This window comes from Lysinibacillus sp. NPDC093210 (assembly GCF_044753985.1).
GTDB lineage: Bacteria > Bacillota > Bacilli > Bacillales_A > Planococcaceae > Lysinibacillus.
In genome coordinates this window covers 1,086,377-1,106,426 of the sequence record NZ_JBIVOE010000001.1, presented here as the reverse complement: position 1 = coordinate 1,106,426, position 20,050 = coordinate 1,086,377, and the positions used below count along the sequence as shown (strand labels likewise).

Sequence of the window (20,050 nt, the reverse complement as noted above, 5' to 3'; positions counted from 1 at the left end):
AGCCTAGTATTGAATAAAAGAACGGTCTGGATTCAAAGAGTTTATTATTTCGAAGGGAAGATTACTATATGAAGTCACTGTTTACGGGGCGGTTTGAAGGGTATTCAGTTAATCTTTTCAAAAAGGATTTATTGTCTGGGATTATTGTCGGTATTGTTGCAATTCCTTTAGCGATGTCTTTTGCAATTGCCTCTGGTGTAAAACCAGAATACGGCATTTATACAGCGTGTATTGCAGGTATACTGATTTCACTTTTTGGTGGTTCGAAATATCAAATTGGCGGACCTACAGGTGCTTTTGTGCCCATTCTATTAGGAATTGTCTTATCATACGGCTATGAAAATCTATTGATTGCGGGGTTAATGGCGGGTGTCTTGCTATGCTTAATGGGTATTTTTAAGCTGGGCTCACTGATAAAATTTATTCCGCGTCCTGTAACGATAGGATTTACTGCAGGTATTGCGGTCATTATTTTTACGGGCCAAATAGCTAATTTTTTAGGTCTGACAAATATTGCTCGGCATGAATATTTTATCGCTAATATGAAAGAGCTCTTTGTGCATATCGGTACAACAAATTATTATAGTATTTTCATAGCAATTATTTGTCTTGTAATGATATTAGTGACACCTAAAATTTTTCCAAAAGTACCTGGCGCATTAGTAGGCATTGTTGTCTCTACACTAGTTGCTAGCTTCTTTTTTTCGGGACAAGTTGCAACAATTGCTACAGCTTACGGTCAAATTCCAAATACTTTACCGGAGTTTTCAATACCTGAAATTACCTTTGAACGAATGCAATTATTAATTGGACCTGCATTTGTCATTGCTATGTTGGGTGGAATTGAATCTCTTTTATCAGCGGTGGTTGCTGACGGAATGACAAATAGTAAGCATGATAGCAATCGAGAGCTAGTAGGGCAGGGCATAGCGAATATTGTCACACCTCTATTTGGAGGTATTCCAGCTACAGGGGCAATCGCACGAACTGCCACAAATATAAAGACGGGTGCAGCATCCCCAATGTCAGGTATTATTCATGGTGTTTTTGTATTAGTCACGTTATTGTTATTAGCGCCTTTTGCTTCCCATATTCCATTAGCTAGTATGGCACCAGTGTTGATGGTCGTAGCGTGGAATATGAGTGAGCGAAAGCATTTCGCACATATTGTGAAAGTGAAATCAGGAGATTCACTTGTTTTAATAATTACGTTTTTACTTACGGTTTTCGCTAGCTTAACGATAGCTGTAGAAGTAGGGCTTGGTTTGGCAATTGTGTTATTTGTTAAACGAATGAGTGAGAAGTTGGTTGTAGATAAAGTTTTACCAGACCATTCAAAAAATAATGGCAAGGTACAGCCACATGTTGTCAATCAAAAGCATGATTGCCCACAAATTAGTATTTATTCAATTGAGGGGCCGCTATTTTTTGGTGCAGCACAAACTTTTGAGCAGACATTACTACATTCAATGAATGAGCATCCAAGAGTTTTAATTTTACGTATGAGTAAAGTGCCTTTTATGGATTCTACGGGAGAGACCTATTTTAGCAATATCGTGCAAAACTTCAAAACAAGAGGTGGCATCGTTTTAGTAACGGGTGTCTCTGAAGATTTAAAAGTGGCACTGCTTCGTAATGGTTTATTCGATCAAATTGGAAAAGATAATTTCTATGAACATACAGGAGATGCGATTGACAGGGCATTGAAGGATTTGGACATGAATAAATGCATCGGGTGCAAACATTTTGCCTTCCATGAATGCGTGGACTTTTCCTCGCGTGACCCTCGAGTGACAGGCACAGAAAAGATTCTGACAATTGAAGGAGGATTAAATAAAAGCTCCACATGATGAATTATCGTGTGGAGCCTTTATTCAGTTCGTGCTGCATTAACAATTACTTGTTTTGTTGTACCTCGCAATATTGGCAATAGGATGCAGAATGAAACTGTGAGGTTTGAAGTAAACAATTTTTGAGAATACTCGTATTAAGGAAGGGGTAATCAGCTGATGTATTATGCTTATAGAGATGATAGGAGCTATATGGATAATCCTCCATGTTCTTAACAATGGGTGGGGCAGTAGAGATAGGATTGCGATGGATATAGCGACTAACACTCAGCATATCTAGTTGTGATGGAACAAGATATGCGAAATAGCGACTCTCGTATAGATGACCGCAATATTGATATTTCTTTTTAAAGTAATTACTGTAACGCCAATTGATGACCGCCATCAATTTCCCTAGTGGAACTTCAGGTGACCGAATCAGAAGATGATAGTGGTTAGACATAATGCAATAAGCGACAATGCTAAAAGTGTATTTTTGATAAGCATATTGCAGTACACGAAAAAAAGCATCGTAATCAGCAATATTCAAAAAAATAGATTGACGATTGTTGCCACGCATTACTACATGATTAAAATGATGTGGAGACCAAAGTCGTTTTTTTCTAGGCACACGATACTTCCTCCTTTATCGTTTTCTTTAGCATAAAAATGAATGAAAATAACGTCAAATATAGGAAAGTATCAGAAGTAACTAATAATTTTATTTTGAAAATGAAAAAAGATTGAAATTTCACGAATCTATCCAAGAATCATGGGAAATAATTTTTTTCGCTAATTGTGTGTAAATTGTGTGCGTGCCTGGCACCGATAAAAAGAGGCTTGTGCTTTTTAGGACTTTCCATTAGAATAAATGCAATACATGTAAAGACATTGATGAGGAATAGTAAATTTGTGGTTCTTTTTAGAGAGCTAGCGGTTGGTGGAAGCTAGTAGGGATGCAAATTGAACTCGCCTGCTGAGTCTGCGTACATAAGTGTTATGTGTGCCGTCATTTCCGCGTTAAGGAAGCTTGAGCCGAGTGTAATCACTAATTTGGGTGGTACCGCGGGAGATAAGAATGCTCTCGTCCCTTTCTGACAAAGGAAGGGGCGAGTTTTTTTATTTTTTAAATATTTTGTCAATTCTTACGATAAGTGGTATTGAACATATATAAGGAGGAAATATTATGAGCTTTAATCATCAACAAGTTGAAAAAAAGTGGCAGCAATATTGGGATGTCAACAAAACATTCAAAACAGAAAATGAAATGGATAAACCGAAATTTTATGCACTTGATATGTTCCCATATCCATCAGGAGCGGGACTTCACGTAGGGCATCCTGAAGGATATACAGCAACTGATATCCTTTCGCGTTTCAAACGTATGCAGGGCTTTAATGTTTTACATCCGATGGGATGGGATGCATTTGGTTTACCTGCAGAGCAATATGCATTAGATACAGGGAATGACCCTGCAGAATTTACGGCAAAAAATATTGCAACATTTAAGCGTCAAATTCAAGAACTAGGATTTAGCTATGATTGGGATCGTGAAATTAACACAACAGATCCAGAATACTACAAATGGACACAATGGATTTTCATTCAATTATATAAAAAAGGCTTAGCGTATGTAGATGAAGTGGCCGTAAACTGGTGCCCAGCATTAGGTACAGTGCTTGCTAATGAAGAAGTCATTGATGGAAAATCTGAGCGTGGAGGACATCCGGTAGAACGTCGTCCAATGAAACAATGGATGCTGAAAATTACTGCCTATGCGGACCGTCTAATCGATGATTTAGAAGAAGTTGATTGGCCAGAATCGATTAAAGATATGCAACGTAACTGGATTGGACGCTCTGAAGGTGCTGAAGTAACATTTGGTATTGAAGGATCAGACAAAAACTTTACGGTATTTACTACACGCCCTGATACTTTATTCGGTGCTACTTATACAGTACTTGCACCTGAACACAAACTAGTAGCTGAAATTACAACAGCTGAACAACAAGCTGCTGTAGATGCGTATCTTGAAAAGGTAAAAATGAAATCAGATTTAGAGCGTACTGATTTAGCTAAAGAAAAAACAGGTGTATTTACTGGCGCTTATGCAGTGAATCCTATTAACGGAAAAAAAGTGCCGATTTGGATTGCTGATTATGTGTTAGCTACGTACGGCACTGGTGCTATTATGGCTGTTCCTGCTCATGACGAACGTGATTATGAATTTGCCAAAGAGTTCGGTTTAGACATTGTAGCTGTGCTTGAAGGTGGCGACATCGACAAAGAGGCGTTTACAGGTGACGGTCAGCACATTAACTCTGACTTCCTTGATGGCTTAAATAAAGCAGAAGGTATTGCTAAAGCGATTGAATGGTTAGAAGAAAAAGGTGTAGGTGAGAAAAAAGTCTCTTATCGTCTTCGTGACTGGTTATTCTCTCGTCAACGTTATTGGGGGGAACCAATTCCAATGATTCATTGGGAAGATGGCACAACGACTCCAGTTCCAGAAGCAGAATTACCTTTAATACTTCCGAAAACAGATAATATTCGTCCATCAGGAACAGGAGAATCTCCATTAGCTAATATTACAGATTGGGTAAATGTTGTAGATCCTGAAACAGGTATGAAGGGTCGTCGTGAAACAAATACAATGCCTCAATGGGCAGGTTCTAGCTGGTACTTCTTACGTTATATTGATCCGAACAATACGGAAGCGATTGCTGATCCAGAGTTACTAAAACGTTGGTTACCAGTCGATATTTATATTGGAGGAGCAGAGCATGCAGTATTGCACTTACTATACGCACGCTTCTGGCACAAAGTACTATATGATCTAGGTGTAGTTCACACGAAAGAGCCATTCCAAAAATTATTTAACCAAGGCATGATTCTTGGTGAGGGTAATGAAAAAATGTCTAAATCAAAAGGTAATGTCGTGAACCCGGATGAGATTATTGAGTCTCACGGTGCAGATACACTACGCCTTTATGAAATGTTCATGGGTCCATTAGAAGCTTCAGTTGCATGGTCTACTAATGGCTTAGATGGTGCTCGTCGTTTCCTAGACCGTATTTGGCGTTTATTTGTCAATGAGGAAGATGGTACATTATCAGCGAAGGTTCAAACTTCAGACGATAAGTTCCTAGAAAAGTCATATCACCAAACAGTGAAAAAAGTGACAGAAGACTACGAGGGTATTCGTTTCAATACAGCCATTTCACAAATGATGGTGTTCATTAATGATTGCTACAAAGCAGAAGTGATTCCAACGGCGTACGCTGAAGGGTTTGTGAAAATGTTAGCGCCAATCGCACCACATGTCGCGGAGGAGCTATGGCAGCTGTTAGGTCATGAAGAAACATTGTCTTACGAACAATGGCCAGCATATGATGAGTCTAAACTAGTAGACGATGAAGTAGAAGTTGCTGTTCAAGTGGCAGGTAAAGTGCGTGCAAAAATCATCGTTGCAAAAGATGCTTCAAAAGAAGAAACTGAAAAAGTAGCATTAGCTGATGAAAAAGTACAAGAATATATGGCGGGTAAAGACTTGGTGAAAATTATTGTAATCCCAGGTAAACTCGTTAATATCGTTGTTAAATAAAAATAGGAAGAACCGTGAAATACGCTATTCATTAGCGTACTTTACGGTTCTTTTTTTTTCGCCAAATCCAATGGGGAATTGGGAGAATATGCGACATGTTTTGACAAGACATAGGTAAAAAAGATGTTATTTTTGATTTTTATAGCAAAATATGTATCTTTTGGCGTTAATAAAGGTTAAAATTCTCTATGTATATAGTAATGAAAACGATGCGAAAAGGAGAATATTTATGGAAAAGTCACAGAGATTGAGCGATAAGGTATTATTGTTCGCTAGTATTGTGGTAGTCCTAATTGTAGGACTAGTGATAGGTATTTTATATATGAATACGAATAATTCCGTTGAAGGAGCAATAGGTCGTGATGGCGTATCGAAAGCACAAACGATCGCCTCACTTGTAGATGTAGAATCGTATAAAAAATTAATTGAATCAGATGATGCAAAGTCAACGTTATATAAAGATTTGCGTGAAGAGTTAAATACATTACGTATACATAATGGTCTTTTATATGCTTATGTTTTATATCCACCAACAGAGGGAGAAAATTTGAAATTTTTAGTCGACGGTTTACCGTTAGATGAAGAAATGGCTGGTGCTATGGGGGATCCATCTGAGGTTCTTACATATAAAGACGGTCAAAAGGCTATTGATAACAATGGCTATTATTCAGCTATACAAAAAAGTGAAACATACGGTTCTTTAATGTCAGCAATTACACCATTAAAAGATAGTTCAGGAAATACGGTTGCCTTTGTCGGTGTAGACATGATGGCAAATGATGTTCAGGCTGTTCAAAGCGATGTGTTAAAACATACGATTCCTTATATTGTCATTATTTTATTAATTGGTGGAGTCATTTTAATTGGTATTATTCGCTTTTATACAAATCGCTTATTACAGCCTCTTGTTGTTTTAAAAGATGTAGCAGAGCAATTCGCTGATGGTGATATTCGCAGTGCTGAAAAAGGCTTAGATACGATTAAAGTAGCAGGAAACAATGAAATTTCTGCTTTTGCTAAAGCATTTACACAATCCATGTACAAATTAAAAGAAACATTTCATTTAATTCATGGGACTGCTGTTAATTTACAACAGGCGATTGATAATATTCATACTTCGACGGGAACGGTGAGTAGTTCAAACAGTGAAGTGGCGAGTAGTATTGTGACGATTGCAAGTGGTAGCGAACAGCAACGTGCTAACAATGAAGAAGTTGTCCGTGCGATGGAGGAAATGGTATCAGGAATTCAACGTATGGCAGACGCTACATCGAATGTGGCGGAGTCATCGAACGATATTACGGATCGTGTCCAAACAGGTGTAGCAGATTCTGAAAATGTTGTATTTAAAATTCATCAAGTCGAAAAATCGGTACTAGCTACATCTGATCATGTTACGGAAATGGGTAAACAATTCCGTTCTATTGAAGAAATGGTAGCTGTTATTACAAGTATCGCAGATCAAACCAATTTACTAGCATTAAATGCAGCGATTGAAGCTGCCCGTGCAGGTGAGGCAGGAAAAGGGTTTGCGGTAGTAGCTGATGAAGTAAGAAAATTAGCTGAAATGTCTCGTGTTTCTGCTGAAAATATTCAAAATCAATTGCAAAGTTTTAGCATTACGACAACAAAAGCATTGGAAGAGATGCAGACTAGTGCAACAAGTGTTAAAGATGGAAGCGAAGAAGTAGGCAAAATAGGCCAAGCACTAGTAATGATCTTACAAGGTGTGCAAAGTGTGAACCAAGAAATACAGGAAAACTCGGCCATTATCGAGCAAATGTCAGCAAGCTCAGAGGAAGTATTAGCATCTGCTGAGCAAATGAATAATGTAATAGTTATGAATGCCAATCGTGCGGAAAGTGTAGCACAGGCTTCAGACCAGCAAATGGCAATTGTCCATGATTTAGAGTCTGTTGTTGAAGAATTAGAAAACAGCTCTAAAAAAATGTTTGATGCTATCAATCATTTTAAAATTTAAGGAACTTGTGCTGAGACTTCAGAATTTGCCAAAGTATACTTAAGAAAAAAAGTGTCCGCAATAAGGGCACTTTTTTCGTTTTAATGAAACTATCTTAAAAGATTTTACGACTATAGGATGAGTGGAAAAGGGGGGGCTCTAGTGAGTGAGCATTTAACAGCCATAATGGAAGAGCACGGCGAATATTGCCTACGTGTGGCTTATTTATATGTGCGAGACTGGTCAATTGCAGAAGAAATTGTGCAAGATGTATTTCTCGCCTATTACTTGCAACAGGATCGCTTTGAACAAAGAGCTTCGCTTAAAACCTATTTAGTAAAAATTACAGTACATAAAAGTCATGATTATTTAAGAAGCTGGAAAAATAAACGCCATCAATTATTTGGCAAGCTTCATTTTGGTGTAAGTAAAAGGACTCCAGAAAAAGATCTCATCAAAGCGGATGAACGAGTGACGTTGAAAGCAGCTTTATTTGAACTACCCATTTCTTATAGGGAAGTGTTAATTCTTTATTATTATCAGGAATTAAAAGTACGTGAAATAGCAGATGTGCTTGGTTGTACTGAAAATACAGTGAAAACAAGGTTACGTAGAGCAAGACAAATGCTACAAGACAAACTCGAACGAAGCGATTGGGAGGTGCTAGGAGATGACATCTTTTAAAAAGAAGCTGAATGAGGAAATAGGAGAAGCACCACGTTTTACGAAAGTATTACAGGAGCGTATTGTACATCGTGCGGAGCAACATCATCGGCCCAAACAATATGGCGGGTGGCAGTACCCTACAATTATAGTAGGCGCAATAGTAACATTGCTTTTTTTAATCGCCGTTGGACCGTTGCAACGAACAGAGTATGCTCAGCATGCTTCAATTGTTGAACTAGCACAAAATGAAGAAATACAACAATTGTCCATCGTACAAAATTGGGATGAAGATTCATTTAATGCTGGCAGAATAGGTTGGATTATAGGGCAACAAGAGTACTTAAAAGGGGCTGACACGAAGCTTCTAGAAAGCATACTTCAGAAGGCAGTTGTAGCACAGAAATCGGATGATTATTATGTAGTTCGAGATTTTTGGATAGAATTTGGTAATGGGCAAGCAGTAAAGCTAAAAATGTTAAAAAATAATGAACAAATCGCTTTTCTCGATGTAAAGACCAATCAGTTTTATAAAATCAATGATGAAGAGGCTGTATCAGCATTTACAGACTTCAATTTTCGGGATGTTGATTTTAATTTTATAGCATTTCTCATATGGATCGGCGTTATTATGCTAGTAGGTTGGGTAGCGGATAGGGCGGTTCGTTGGAAATTTAACATCCCAAAAGAGCCGAAGTATGTAAGTGACAACCATCCACGAGCGGTTTTTATTTTTAAGTTCATTAACTTTATTGCGTTTGCTACATTTAGTCTAAAAGGCTGGATTATATATATTGCTGCTGATTTTACGCTTATTTTTATATTAGCGTTGATTAATACAGCAATCGAATATTATTTTGGACGACATGAAAAAAGGCATTACTTGGCATTAACAACTATGATTTTTTCGTTTATTGTATTTATCGCTTTTGTCATTTGGGTTTAATAACAAAAAAAGATGTTTCGCTAGCTTGCGAAGCATCTTTTTATAGTTGTATATGTAAAATGAGCATGCTAGGCGTCTGTTGTTGGAAAACGACTAGCCTGCTGAAGCATAAATTGATAAATACAAGAGATGATAAAGCTTACAGCTAGACCGTATAAAACACTAAAATTGATGCCAACAAGAATGCCAATCGTAATAGAGAGCAATATCGCTAACCAACTATGTTTATGAATCGTTCGCTTCGTAAATAAAAGAATAATGATAAACGGCAACAATGTAATATGGATAAACGCAAAGCTATAAATAACGCCTAAAATAGTTATTTTGATTGATAAAAATACACTAAATAATAGTAGCATTAAGCCTATCAAATAGTAATAATAGGGTTTACGTGTAGAAAAGAAGCGCTTTGTTGCTCTCATTTCTACGAGTAGTGTTGTCACAATTGCCAAAAGCGTAATGACAAGAAAAGCAAATGTAAGAAAACCTGGCTGTACCTCATATAAAAATGTCAGCACTAAAATTTGAAATTGGCCGTATGAGCCACTATATAGTGCGATCATTAAGATGGCCGTAAAGGACAACGTTAATAAGGCTAAAACGACACCTGAAGAAAATAAGCTACGGCGTACTTTTTTAGGTTTGATAAAGGCAATCAAATACCAAGTAGACTTATCAAATAACACTTGTCCTAAAATAGCTAATTGGATGACAACATAAAATATCAGTATTTCACTGTTTTTAAAGTAAAATAAATACGGGTGGTATAAACGAATACCTTCATAAACAGTGCTGGCTCCATTTTGCACAAAATAAAAAATAGGGATAAAAATGAGTAGAGAAAATAACATAATAATAAACAACGTATCAAGCCATAATATTCCCTTTAAAGATACTAATCGGTCCAATAATAGCATGCCAATTAGAAACATTGCTAAAGTAATCGGCACTGGTATATTGAACATAATAGTTGATAATACACTAATGCTAATGAATTGAATAAGCCATATTTCTATGCCTGTTAGTAAGTAAAACAGCCGTACTACTTTTAAGTTCATACCACTTAGTTTTTCCTGCATTTTCATAATTAAAAAACTTTGTTGGTGTTGGCTTTGTGAATAGCCGCTTTTATTTAAAAAAGAGCCTAGCACGATAAACGAAAGGGCTGTTGCTAATGTATAACAAATGCCTGCCATAAAACCATACGAAATAAGTGCGGATGGGGAGGATAATAAAAAATTACCACTAATCCATCTTGCTAATAATATGATGACGCCAGCTGTTGTACTTAAACTTGCAAGCGGTACAAGAAGTGAAAGTTTTTTAAAATACATATTTTTTACTGACCTTTATACTTTTGTGATACTTTGTATTGTCGTGGAGACTGATTATATTTTTTCTTAAAAGCTACACTGAAATAATGTTGACTATTAAAGCCACAGCTTTCTGCAATAGTAGACATACTGGCTTCCATGTTTTCATTCATCTTCTTAATAGCAATCTCTAAGCGATAATTATTAATATACTCGTTAATGCCAATTGATTGCTCCTCTAAAAATTTACGGCTTAAATAGCTTGGATTTAAATGTATTTTATCAGCAATAATATTGAGTGTAAGTTTTTCGTAATAATTTTCATGAATAAAAGAAAGTGCACTTTGAATCGCATCATGGTTGGAACTCCACGCCTTATATTTTTCGACAATATCGTTTAATTCACTAGCAATAACAGGCTTTGTTAAATAATCGGTCACTCCAATTCGTAAAGCTTTTTGTGCGTATTCAAAGGTCTGAAATGCAGTGACCATAATAATATCTAATTCATAAAGATTTTTTAATTCCTTGCTTAGCGTTATACCATCCTTACCAGGCATTTGAATATCTAAAAAGGCGATGGTCATACGATGCTTTTTCGCTAATTGTAGTGCTTGAGAAGCATCTAGAGCAGTGTGGAATTTCCAATTTGGAAAATGTGGCTTTAATAAATAAATCATTTGTTCTAATTCTAATGGCTCGTCATCGGCGATTAATATATTCATGTTGCTTCATCCTTTCCTTTAGGATCTACTTTTATTGCTTACGCAGGAACATGAATAGTAACGGTATACAGTTGCTCCTCGCTAATGGTCGAAAATAAAATATTTTCAAGTCCATATATAAGTTGGAGACGTTTTTGAACATTTTCAAGTCCGTAGCCTTGCTGCAATTCATCTTCTGTATGATTAAGTGCCATATCGATTGGCTGTGTATTTTTGATTTCAATCAATAAAATGTTGTCCAATTTTTTTATATAAATAGACAGCTCGGCAGGTCCTACATGCTTCTCAAATCCATGTTTAAAGGCATTTTCAATAATCGTTTGAAAAATAAACGGAGGTATTCTTACTGAAAGAGCATCATTATCGATAAATTTGTTTATCGTTAAACGATGTCCGAAGCGTAGCTGCTGAATATTTAAATAGCTTTCAACGAATTGGACCTCGTTTTTTAACGCAATTAAGACATCGTGATCATTATATTTAAATTTAAAAAACGTTGCTAAAGCTTCTATACCTGCAACCAAATCTTCTTTACGATTAATGCGGGCTAGACTTAACAGAGAATTTAAGGCATTGAAAAAGAAGTGTGGTTGTATTTGTTGGTTGAGTTGAAGGATATTCGCACGCTGTAAATCCTGCTCTAGCTCCAAATGTCTTTTTTCTTCTTCAAGACTATCAATTTGTTTCTCAAAAATAAATATAAATGTAAGCAGAAAAGCTCCAATAATTGGAGCGATTACACATAGGAGAATATATATGTTGAAAGTTTCTAGTTGTAACATAATGAAAATGACCTCTCCAGTTTTATATAAGTGTAAGTTACATTAAACTAAATTTTCTGCAAAATGGCAAGCTACCTTATGTGTGGTATTTATTTCCCGCAGTGCTGGTATTTCCACTTTACATTTGTCGGTTGCAAACGGACAGCGTGTGTGAAAGCTACAACCTGTAGGTGGATTAAGAGGGGATGGAATATCTCCCTTCAAAATAATGCGTTCCTTACGATGCTGCTTATCAATAATTGGTATAGACGAAAATAGTGCTTTTGTATAAGGGTGAAGCGGCTGAGAGAAAAGGGAATGCTTGTCGGCTATTTCAACGACTTTTCCTAGGTACATTACCATGACACGATCAGATATATGTCGAACAACACTTAAATCATGAGAGATAAATAAAAACGTTAAATCCAAGTCGCGTTGTAGTTTTTTAAGTAAATTTAAAATTTGAGCTTGAATGGACACGTCTAAAGCTGAAACCGATTCATCACAAATAATAATTTTTGGATTAACTGCAAGCGCTCTTGCTATACCAATACGTTGTCGTTGCCCGCCAGAAAATTCATGTGGATAGCGTTCGAGATATTCTGGACGTAAACCAACGAGTGACATTAATTCTAGCATACGAGATTCCTGTTGCGCTGGCGGTACAATTTTTTGAATAGACATGGCCTCCGTCAGCATTTTGCGAATCGTTCTTCGCGGATTGAGAGAGGCGTAAGGGTCCTGAAAAATAATTTGAATATCCTTTCTTGCCGCTCGCAGTTCTTTTTTGTTCATCTCAACTAAGTTTTTGCCGAACAATAATACTTCACCAGATGTCGGTTCATCCAATCGTAAAATCGCTCGACCTGTTGTCGATTTCCCACAGCCCGATTCACCAACGATGCTTAGTGTTTCACCTGGCATAATATTGAAAGATACACCATCTACAGCTTTTACAACTTGCTGTGCACCAAAAAGTCTTTCTTTTTTTAAAGAAAAATGCTGTTTTAACTCGTTTACTTGTAATAATGGTTGCGTATTTTCATTCATTGTCATACCAACATCTCCTCCATCGCTGCTTCTCCTTGCCATTGTTCGCTATACATCCAGCATCTTACCTTTTTATCCGATTCTACAGTAATGAGCTCTGGTTGCTGTGCACGACATAGCTCAGTTGCAAATGGACAGCGTTCAGCATAACGACAGCCGTTCGGATAGTGATATGGACTTGGTACAGTGCCGTGAATCGTCGAAAGTTCTTCTTGATCCTCATAAAGCTTTGGTAATGATTGAATTAAGCCATTTGTATAAGGATGGAGAGGCTTTGCAAAAAGGCTATCTGTAGAACCCTCTTCTACTACTTGACCCGCGTACATCACCGCAATTTTATCGCAAATTTCAGACACTACACCGAGGTCATGTGTAATAAAAATAATGCTCATCCCTAATTGCTGTTGTAAGTTTCTAATAATATCGATAATCTGTGCTTGAATCGTCACATCAAGCGCTGTAGTTGGTTCGTCAGCAATTAATACATCTGGTGTACAAGCTAAAGCCATCGCAATCATAATGCGTTGTCGCATCCCGCCACTTAATTGATAAGGCTCCTGTTTTGCTCTTTTTTCTGGTGCAGGTATGCCGACAAGACGAATCATTTCTACGGCCTGCTGCCATGCTTCTTTGCGGGACAAACCTTGATGTAAGCGTATTGTCTCAGCAATTTGTTCACCAACTGTTAAAACGGGATTTAGGCTCGTCATAGGCTCCTGAAAAATCATCGATATTTTATTGCCTCTTATTTTCCGTAGCTCTTCTTCTGATATTTTCAGTAAATCTGTATTGTTTAGTAGTATTTCACCATTAATGATTTTACCTGGTGGTGAAGGTACTAACCTTAGGAGGGAAAGTGAGGTCATTGATTTCCCGCAGCCTGATTCCCCAACAATTCCTAACGTCTCTCCTTTATGAAGTGTAAATGACACACCATCTACAGCCTTTGCGACCCCTTCACTGGAATAAAAATATGTTTGTAAGTTTTTTACTTCTAATACAGTATCTCGTTTCATGTTCAGGCCCCCCTAATTTAAATCAATTCGTTTATTAAATATTCTGTATAAAATATCGACAAAGAGATTGATAACAACAAATATTAATGAAGCTACTAGTACGCCACCTTGCACAACTGGAATATCTCGAGTACGAATAGCATCAACAATCATTCGACCAAGGCCGTTCACAGCAAAAACAGATTCTACTAATACTGTTCCACCAAGTAAAGTACCAAACTGTAATCCTACTACTGTAATAACAGGTATCAAGGCATTGCGTAATGCGTGTTTTAGAATAATAACGTAGCCTTTTAAGCCTTTTGCTTTTGCTGTACGGATGTAATCTTGATTGACAACTTCAAGCATACTGGAGCGCGTCATACGGGCCACAATGGCAGCACCCCCAGCACCGAGTGTAATGGCTGGCAAAATTATATGTTTTGCACTTTCCCATCCTGCCACAGGCAGCCAATGTAGCTGTACTGAAAATACATACATTAATAAAATTCCAAGCCAAAAGCTTGGCAAAGAAATACCGAGTAGCGCAACAATCATTAATCCAACATCTAAAACAGAATAGGGACGTATTGCTGAAATAATGCCGGCAATCAGACCTAACACAATGGTGATTAAAATACTGTATATCGCAAGTTCAATTGTAATCGGTAAACGTGCCGTAATTTCCTCAAGAACAGGCTGCTTGTTTTTTAAAGAATTCCCCATATCACCATGTAAAAGATTGTTTATATATTCACCGTATTGAACATATAAAGGCTTGTTTAAACCTAAATTCTCGCGTAACTCTTCAACCGTTTCATTGGAAGCACCTTCACCAGCTAAAATTAATGCAGGATCACCGGGTATCATCTGCATAATTAAAAACACAACGAGGGTTACACCTAATGTAACAGGGACAATTTGCACAATTCGTTTTAAGATAAATAGTGTCATATCGCTACACTCCTTTAATTTTTCATTCTTGGATCAAGTGCATCGCGCAAACCATCTCCAAATAAGTTAAAGCCGAGTACAAGTATCGAAATCATCAGTCCAGGGAACATCGCCATATATGGAGCAGTAAAAATAAAATCTCTACCGTTAGAGAGCATTGCTCCCCATTCTGGCGATGGAGGCTGAGCACCTAAACCTAAAAATGATAAGCCAGCTGCAGATAAAATGGCTGTAGCTAAGCGCATAGATGCTTGCACAATAATTGGTGATAAAATATTAGGGAAAACATGCTTCGCTAAAATCGTCACATCATTCGCACCAAGTGTTCTAACAGCATCAATGTATTCCAATTTTTTAACTTCCATCGTAGAACCCCGCACGATACGAGCGAACATAGGTATAGAGAAAAAGCCAACAGCAATGGTAACGTTAATTAGGCTTGGACCTAATGCACTGACAATCGCCAAAGCCAGTAATATACCAGGGAAGGCTAGCATGATATCTAAAATACGACTAATAATGGAGTCAATCCATCGCCCGTAATAGCCAGCAATCAGCCCTAATAATGTGCCAATCGTTCCACCAAAAAGTACGGCTGAAAAACCAACACCAATAGAAAGGCGTGAGCCGTATAATATGCGACTAAAAATATCGCGGCCTTTATCATCAGTACCCATGAAATGATCCAAACTAGGTGCTTGTAATTTCTGATCCAATTGCACATCGTATGGATCGTAAGGAGCAATGATGGGCCCGATAAGAAACATAATTAAATAAAGAACAATAATAATACCACCTGCAACAGCCGCTTTATTTTTTTTAATTTTGTTAAGAAAACTGATCATATTTTTTTTCCGAGATGCTTTGCGTGCATCCGATAATATCGAATGATCTATCGTTGTAGTTACTTTCTCCATAATGATTTCTCCTTTTTTTTAGATGTGATATCAATTTATTGAAAAGAGCACAGAAAGTAAATATTTCAGAAGCTATTAGTCAGAAAATTTAAAAAACAAGTAAAGATTTTAAAAAACAAGTAAATTTTATTTCTTTATAATTCGAAATGTAAGCAACAATTTAACAAGGAGGAGTAATTTATGAAGAGAATGAAAGTGTTTTTATTTTTAGCGCTTATGACTGTCGTTATTTTGCAAGCTTGTTCGACTGCAAGTAACAATAGTACGGAGGGATCCAAGGAAGGATCAAAAAGTGTTGGAGGGGAACTTATCGTATTAAGAGCTTCAGATGCTACTAGTCTTGACCCGCACTTTATAACGGATATTCCTTCAGCAAATATTATTCATGGTAAAGTCTATGAAACGTTAGTAGCTTTTGATAGAGATCGAAAAATTGTTCCGTTACTAGCAAAATCATGGGAGCAAAAGGATGAGTTAACGTGGACATTTACTTTAAATGAAGGCATTAAGTTTCATGATGGTGAAGAGTTTAATGCAGAGGCGGTAAAAGCGACATTCAATCGAATTTTAGATCCAGCCACAGGTTCACCACAACGCGATAAGCTATCTATGATTAGCGAAGTTATTGTTGATGATACGTATGTTGTGACATTAAAATTAAAAAATCCTTATGCACCGCTTCTTTCTATTTTAGCGAGCCAAGAAGGTAGCATTATTAGCCCGAAAGCAATTAAGGAATCAGCAGATAAGCTTGCTACAAATCCAGTCGGTACGGGTCCATTTATTTTTGAGTCGTGGAAATCAGGTCAAGCAATTACTTTAAATACAAATAAGGATTATTGGGGTACAGTACCGAAGATTGATAAAGTGACATTTAAAATCGTACCTGAAGATTCAACACGTTTAGCTATGATTGAAAGCGGTGAAGCGCATATTGCCGACCAAGTACCAGTGACGGATATCGCCAGAATTGAAAATTCTTCAACGATGAATTTATTCCGCACAGAAGGACTTGCAGTTGAGTTTATCGGCTTTAATGTGAAAGATTCATTATTATCAAATGTCAAAGTACGTCAAGCTATTAGCTATGCAGTTGACCGCGAGGCAATTATTAGTGGAATTTATAATAATGTTGGCACACTTGCAAATTCAGCAATGAGTCCAAAGGTTATTGGTTATTCAAGTGAAACGAAGGCATATGATTATGATGTTGTAAAGGCGAAGCAACTGTTAAAAGAGGCAGGAATTAAAGAAGACACTAAAATCAAATTACTGACAAGTGATCGCAAAGAACGCATTAATATGGCAGAGGTTGTGCAATCTCAATTAAAAGGGATTGGTTTAGATGTTGAAATTCAAGTAATGGAATACGGTGCATTTATTTCAGAAATCACGAAAGAACAGCATCAAATATTTATTAGTGGCTGGGGTAACGCTACTGGTGACGCTGATTATAACCAATACAATCTGTTCCATACAGCTTCAATGGGCGCACCTGGAAATCACTTCTATTATAGTAATCCAGAAATTGATAAGTTAATTGAAGAAGGACGTACTGAATCAGACCAAGCTACTCGTAATGATATCTACAAAAAAGCGATGCAATTAGAGCTAGATGAAGCGGTATATATTCCTGTTCGAAATTATGAGCATTTAGCTGTTTATAGTAATGGAGTAAAGGGCTTTTGGTTAGATGCATCAAATTACACAATGCTTAGCGGAGTAGAAATTGTCCAGTAAGTGCATGCGTTGTACCTGTTTAATGAAACAAACATCAAAATACTAATTAGGAGAGTAAACTATGAGCACACTATTGCTAAAAAATGTGAGATTAGAAGAAGCTTTTGAACATGAAAAAGAGCACATTGTTGCAACACGTACCGCTATTTATGATGTCCTAATTGAAGATGGACATGTAAAAAAGGTAGATAAAAATATAGTTGTGACCGAAGATATTGAGGTGTTGGATGCACAACATCAATTATTAGTACCTTCCTTCCGCGAAATGCATATTCATATCGATAAAACGTATTTTGGTGGTGAGTGGCAAGCGCCTAGACCAATTACAAAAGGAATATTAACACGTATTGAGGAAGAACAGACACTTTTACCGAAACAATTGCCGACTGCCGCTTATCGTGCTGAGGAGATGGTGAAATGGCTTATTGCACAGGGGCATACACATATTCGTTCCCATTGTAATGTTGACCCACAAATTGGCACAAAGCATATAGAAATTACAAAGCAAGTTTTAGAAAAATATAAGGAACAAATTACGTATGATATTGTTGCCTTTCCACAGCATGGCCTTCTTCGTTCAAATGTCGAAGGATTGATTCGAGAGGCAATGACAATGGGGGCAACGTTAGTGGGAGGGGTTGACCCATCGATTGTTGATCGCAATATTGAAAAATCACTTCAAACAACAATGCAAATTGCACAAGATTATAACGCTGGTATCGATATTCATATTCATACAGCCAATACATTGGGAGAATTTGAGTTTTATAAACTGATTGATTTGACAAAGCAGGCCAAAAAAGAGGGACAAGTGACAATTAGTCATGCGATGGCACTGGCTGATTTAGCACAGCCACAACTAGAAAATCTAGTACAAGCAATGGCTTCTGTCCAAATGGATGTGACGACAACGGTACCAATTGCTATTAATCGTTCGACAATTCCGATTCCATATTTATATGAAAAAGGGGTTAAGGTTTCAGTAGGGCACGATAGTTTAACAGATCATTGGTCCCCATATGGCACAGGCAATACAATTACAAAATTAAATGTTATGGCTGAAAGATTCCGTTTCATGGATGAATATTCTTTAAGTCGTGCATGGAAATATGCTTCTGGCGGTATAACACCTTTGAACGACGAGGGTGAGCGTGTATGGCCAAAGGCTGGTGATGTTGCTAATATGCTGCTAGTAGATGGCGTCAGTACGGCACATGTGGTGGCTAGAAGATGTCCAATCTCTACAGTCATTGCACAAGGCAAAATTATTCACCAGCAGGAAGTAGGAGAGTTGAAAGGAGAATTCAGATGAAGCAGTGGCTTACAAACGTTCTACTTGAAACAGGCGAGTATATAAAAGATAATGATACAATTGGTACAAAGGTTGAGCTTTTCAACATTGAAATTACTGAAGGTTTAATTTCGCAAATTATTCCAGCAACACAAGCAATCGATGCGTCGCAAAACGTTACAGATATGAAGGGCAAGCTCCTTTTACCTGCTTTTAAGGAGATGCATAATCATTTAGATAAAACATATTTATCATTACCTTGGAAGGCAGTCATACCATCAAAGAATTTAAAAGACCGATTGGAGCAAGAAGCAAGGGAGCTACCTGTTTTAGCTCAGACAGGTAAGCAGCGTGCTGTTGCAATGATTGAAAAAATTATTAACAACGGAACGAATCATATTCGTACGCATGTGAATATTGATCCGTATATAGGGCTAAAAAATTTAGAGGGTGTATTAGCGGCGTTAGATGATTATAAAGATATTGTGACAGCCGAGGTAATCGCTTTTCCGCAGCATGGCTTACTAAGAGATAATGTGCCACAGTTACTACGTGAGGCATTACGCAACGGGGCTACAATGATTGGTGGACTTGATCCGGCTGGAATCGATAATACTATTGAGCGTTCTTTATACGAAACAATGGATATTGCCCATGAATTTAATGTCGATGTTGATATTCATTTACATGATGGCGGTCACGTTGGCTACTATACAATAGATAAATGGCTTGATATAGTCGAAGAGACAAATTTCCAAGGTAGAACAGCCATAAGTCATGCTTTTGCATTAGGTGATGTTTCTATAATGGAGCAACATAATATCGCAAATCGTCTTGCGCAGCAACAGGTGAAAATCATGTCTACAGTGCCATATAATATCAATCGTGTGATGCCACCAATTGAATTACTGTCAGAGCATGGTGTCGATGTGCATTTTGGTTGTGATGGATTTTTTGATTCATGGAGCCCATATGGTTCTGGAGATATTTTAGAAAAAGTAACTACTTTTGCAGACATTTCTCGAAAACTAGATGAACGGTCCATACGTCAAACATTGAAATACATTACAAATGGTATTACGCCATTAGATACAAATGGTCAGAAGGTTTGGCCAAATATTAACGATGAAGCGAGTTTCGTATTTTTTGACGCAGTATCAAGCGCTGAAGTCATTGCAAGAAGACCTTTAGATCGTACTGTCATGTCTAAAGGAAAATTTATTCGTTAAACATATTGGAGAGGCATACCGAATTGTGCCGTGCTAATAATAAAATTATCCCCCTTAAATAATTTTATATAGA

Annotated in this window: 16 protein-coding genes and 1 other annotated feature; of the genes, 8 read left to right on the top strand and 8 right to left on the bottom strand. The window is 37.2% G+C overall.

Annotated features, from left to right (window positions below; all coding sequences use genetic code 11):
• Positions 1-68 precede the first annotated feature (68 nt).
• Positions 69-1,850 (top strand): SulP family inorganic anion transporter, encoded by a 1,782-nt coding sequence (locus ACIP9C_RS05440; protein ID WP_401009128.1) that lies wholly within the window; start codon positions 69-71, stop codon positions 1,848-1,850.
• A gap of 46 nt (positions 1,851-1,896) precedes the next feature.
• Here the strand turns inward: ACIP9C_RS05440 and ACIP9C_RS05435 are convergent, their stop codons facing one another.
• Positions 1,897-2,460 carry a transposase gene (locus ACIP9C_RS05435; RefSeq protein ID WP_401009127.1) on the bottom strand — a complete coding sequence of 188 codons (564 nt, stop codon included), beginning with the start codon at positions 2,458-2,460 and terminating at the stop codon, positions 1,897-1,899.
• A gap of 251 nt (positions 2,461-2,711) precedes the next feature.
• Positions 2,712-2,924 (top strand) — a binding site (T-box leader).
• 91 nt (positions 2,925-3,015) lie between these two features.
• Here ACIP9C_RS05435 and leuS point away from each other — a divergent pair.
• From leuS to ACIP9C_RS05410, 4 genes are all read left to right on the top strand, one after another.
• A complete protein-coding gene (gene leuS / locus ACIP9C_RS05430; protein ID WP_401009126.1) occupies positions 3,016-5,433 on the top strand; it encodes a leucine--tRNA ligase in 2,418 nt (805 codons plus the stop codon).
• Positions 5,434-5,662: 229 nt separating this feature from the next.
• A complete protein-coding gene (locus ACIP9C_RS23120) occupies positions 5,663-7,414 on the top strand; it encodes a methyl-accepting chemotaxis protein (protein WP_483869667.1) in 1,752 nt (583 codons plus the stop codon).
• Positions 7,415-7,555: 141 nt separating this feature from the next.
• Positions 7,556-8,077, top strand: coding sequence for a sigma-70 family RNA polymerase sigma factor (locus tag ACIP9C_RS05415; RefSeq protein WP_401009125.1), 522 nt, complete (start codon positions 7,556-7,558; stop codon positions 8,075-8,077).
• Positions 8,064-9,002, top strand: coding sequence for a hypothetical protein (locus ACIP9C_RS05410; protein ID WP_401009124.1), 939 nt, complete (start codon positions 8,064-8,066; stop codon positions 9,000-9,002). Before ACIP9C_RS05415 ends, ACIP9C_RS05410 begins: the two co-directional genes overlap by 14 nt.
• Before the next feature lie 68 nt (positions 9,003-9,070).
• On the opposite strand, the gene ACIP9C_RS05405 is transcribed toward ACIP9C_RS05410, so the two are convergent.
• From ACIP9C_RS05405 to nikC, 7 genes are read right to left on the bottom strand one after another with little or no spacing between them, the layout of a single operon-like run.
• Positions 9,071-10,336 (bottom strand): permease, encoded by a 1,266-nt coding sequence (locus tag ACIP9C_RS05405; protein ID WP_401009123.1) that lies wholly within the window; start codon positions 10,334-10,336, stop codon positions 9,071-9,073.
• Between the two features lie 5 nt (positions 10,337-10,341).
• Positions 10,342-11,040: a response regulator transcription factor gene (locus ACIP9C_RS05400; RefSeq protein ID WP_401009122.1), complete on the bottom strand. Its 699-nt coding sequence runs from the start codon at positions 11,038-11,040 to the stop codon at positions 10,342-10,344.
• A gap of 38 nt (positions 11,041-11,078) precedes the next feature.
• Positions 11,079-11,822 carry a sensor histidine kinase gene (locus ACIP9C_RS05395; RefSeq protein ID WP_401009121.1) on the bottom strand — a complete coding sequence of 248 codons (744 nt, stop codon included), beginning with the start codon at positions 11,820-11,822 and terminating at the stop codon, positions 11,079-11,081.
• A 42-nt stretch (positions 11,823-11,864) separates the two neighbouring features.
• The gene (locus ACIP9C_RS05390) at positions 11,865-12,857 is read right to left on the bottom strand and encodes an ABC transporter ATP-binding protein (protein ID WP_401009120.1); all 993 of its coding nucleotides are present in this window, start codon (positions 12,855-12,857) and stop codon (positions 11,865-11,867) included.
• Entirely contained in the window at positions 12,854-13,867 is a 1,014-nt protein-coding gene (locus ACIP9C_RS05385) for an ABC transporter ATP-binding protein (RefSeq protein ID WP_401009119.1), read from the bottom strand. Before ACIP9C_RS05385 ends, ACIP9C_RS05390 begins: the two co-directional genes overlap by 4 nt.
• A gap of 12 nt (positions 13,868-13,879) precedes the next feature.
• Positions 13,880-14,800: a nickel ABC transporter permease gene (nikB, locus tag ACIP9C_RS05380; protein WP_401009118.1), complete on the bottom strand. Its 921-nt coding sequence runs from the start codon at positions 14,798-14,800 to the stop codon at positions 13,880-13,882.
• Between the two features lie 14 nt (positions 14,801-14,814).
• On the bottom strand, positions 14,815-15,717 hold the full coding sequence (gene nikC / locus ACIP9C_RS05375) for a nickel transporter permease (protein ID WP_401009117.1): 903 nt from the start codon (positions 15,715-15,717) through the stop codon (positions 14,815-14,817).
• A 180-nt stretch (positions 15,718-15,897) separates the two neighbouring features.
• On the opposite strand from nikC, the gene ACIP9C_RS05370 reads away from it, so the two are divergent.
• From ACIP9C_RS05370 to ACIP9C_RS05360, 3 genes are all read left to right on the top strand, one after another.
• A complete protein-coding gene (locus ACIP9C_RS05370) occupies positions 15,898-17,457 on the top strand; it encodes a glutathione ABC transporter substrate-binding protein (protein ID WP_401009116.1) in 1,560 nt (519 codons plus the stop codon).
• A gap of 61 nt (positions 17,458-17,518) precedes the next feature.
• On the top strand, positions 17,519-18,769 hold the full coding sequence (locus ACIP9C_RS05365) for an amidohydrolase family protein (RefSeq protein ID WP_401009115.1): 1,251 nt from the start codon (positions 17,519-17,521) through the stop codon (positions 18,767-18,769).
• A complete protein-coding gene (locus ACIP9C_RS05360) occupies positions 18,766-19,977 on the top strand; it encodes an amidohydrolase (RefSeq protein ID WP_401009114.1) in 1,212 nt (403 codons plus the stop codon). Before ACIP9C_RS05365 ends, ACIP9C_RS05360 begins: the two co-directional genes overlap by 4 nt.
• Positions 19,978-20,050: the final 73 nt, after the last annotated feature.

Bases quoted from the DNA above. Each gene is read 5' to 3' on its own strand.
- ACIP9C_RS05360 (WP_401009114.1), top strand. From the start codon at position 18,766: ATGAAGCAGTGGCTTACAAACGTTCTACTTGAAACAGGCGAGTATATA.
- nikB (WP_401009118.1), bottom strand. From the start codon at position 14,800: ATGACACTATTTATCTTAAAACGAATTGTGCAAATTGTCCCTGTTACA.
- ACIP9C_RS05405 (WP_401009123.1), bottom strand. From the start codon at position 10,336: ATGTATTTTAAAAAACTTTCACTTCTTGTACCGCTTGCAAGTTTAAGT.
- ACIP9C_RS05395 (WP_401009121.1), bottom strand. From the start codon at position 11,822: ATGTTACAACTAGAAACTTTCAACATATATATTCTCCTATGTGTAATC.
- nikC (WP_401009117.1), bottom strand. From the start codon at position 15,717: ATGGAGAAAGTAACTACAACGATAGATCATTCGATATTATCGGATGCA.
- ACIP9C_RS05385 (WP_401009119.1), bottom strand. From the start codon at position 13,867: ATGAAACGAGATACTGTATTAGAAGTAAAAAACTTACAAACATATTTT.
- ACIP9C_RS05440 (WP_401009128.1), top strand. From the start codon at position 69: ATGAAGTCACTGTTTACGGGGCGGTTTGAAGGGTATTCAGTTAATCTT.
- ACIP9C_RS05370 (WP_401009116.1), top strand. From the start codon at position 15,898: ATGAAGAGAATGAAAGTGTTTTTATTTTTAGCGCTTATGACTGTCGTT.
- leuS (WP_401009126.1), top strand. From the start codon at position 3,016: ATGAGCTTTAATCATCAACAAGTTGAAAAAAAGTGGCAGCAATATTGG.
- ACIP9C_RS05410 (WP_401009124.1), top strand. From the start codon at position 8,064: ATGACATCTTTTAAAAAGAAGCTGAATGAGGAAATAGGAGAAGCACCA.
- ACIP9C_RS05390 (WP_401009120.1), bottom strand. From the start codon at position 12,857: ATGACAATGAATGAAAATACGCAACCATTATTACAAGTAAACGAGTTA.
- ACIP9C_RS23120 (WP_483869667.1), top strand. From the start codon at position 5,663: ATGGAAAAGTCACAGAGATTGAGCGATAAGGTATTATTGTTCGCTAGT.
- ACIP9C_RS05400 (WP_401009122.1), bottom strand. From the start codon at position 11,040: ATGAATATATTAATCGCCGATGACGAGCCATTAGAATTAGAACAAATG.
- ACIP9C_RS05365 (WP_401009115.1), top strand. From the start codon at position 17,519: ATGAGCACACTATTGCTAAAAAATGTGAGATTAGAAGAAGCTTTTGAA.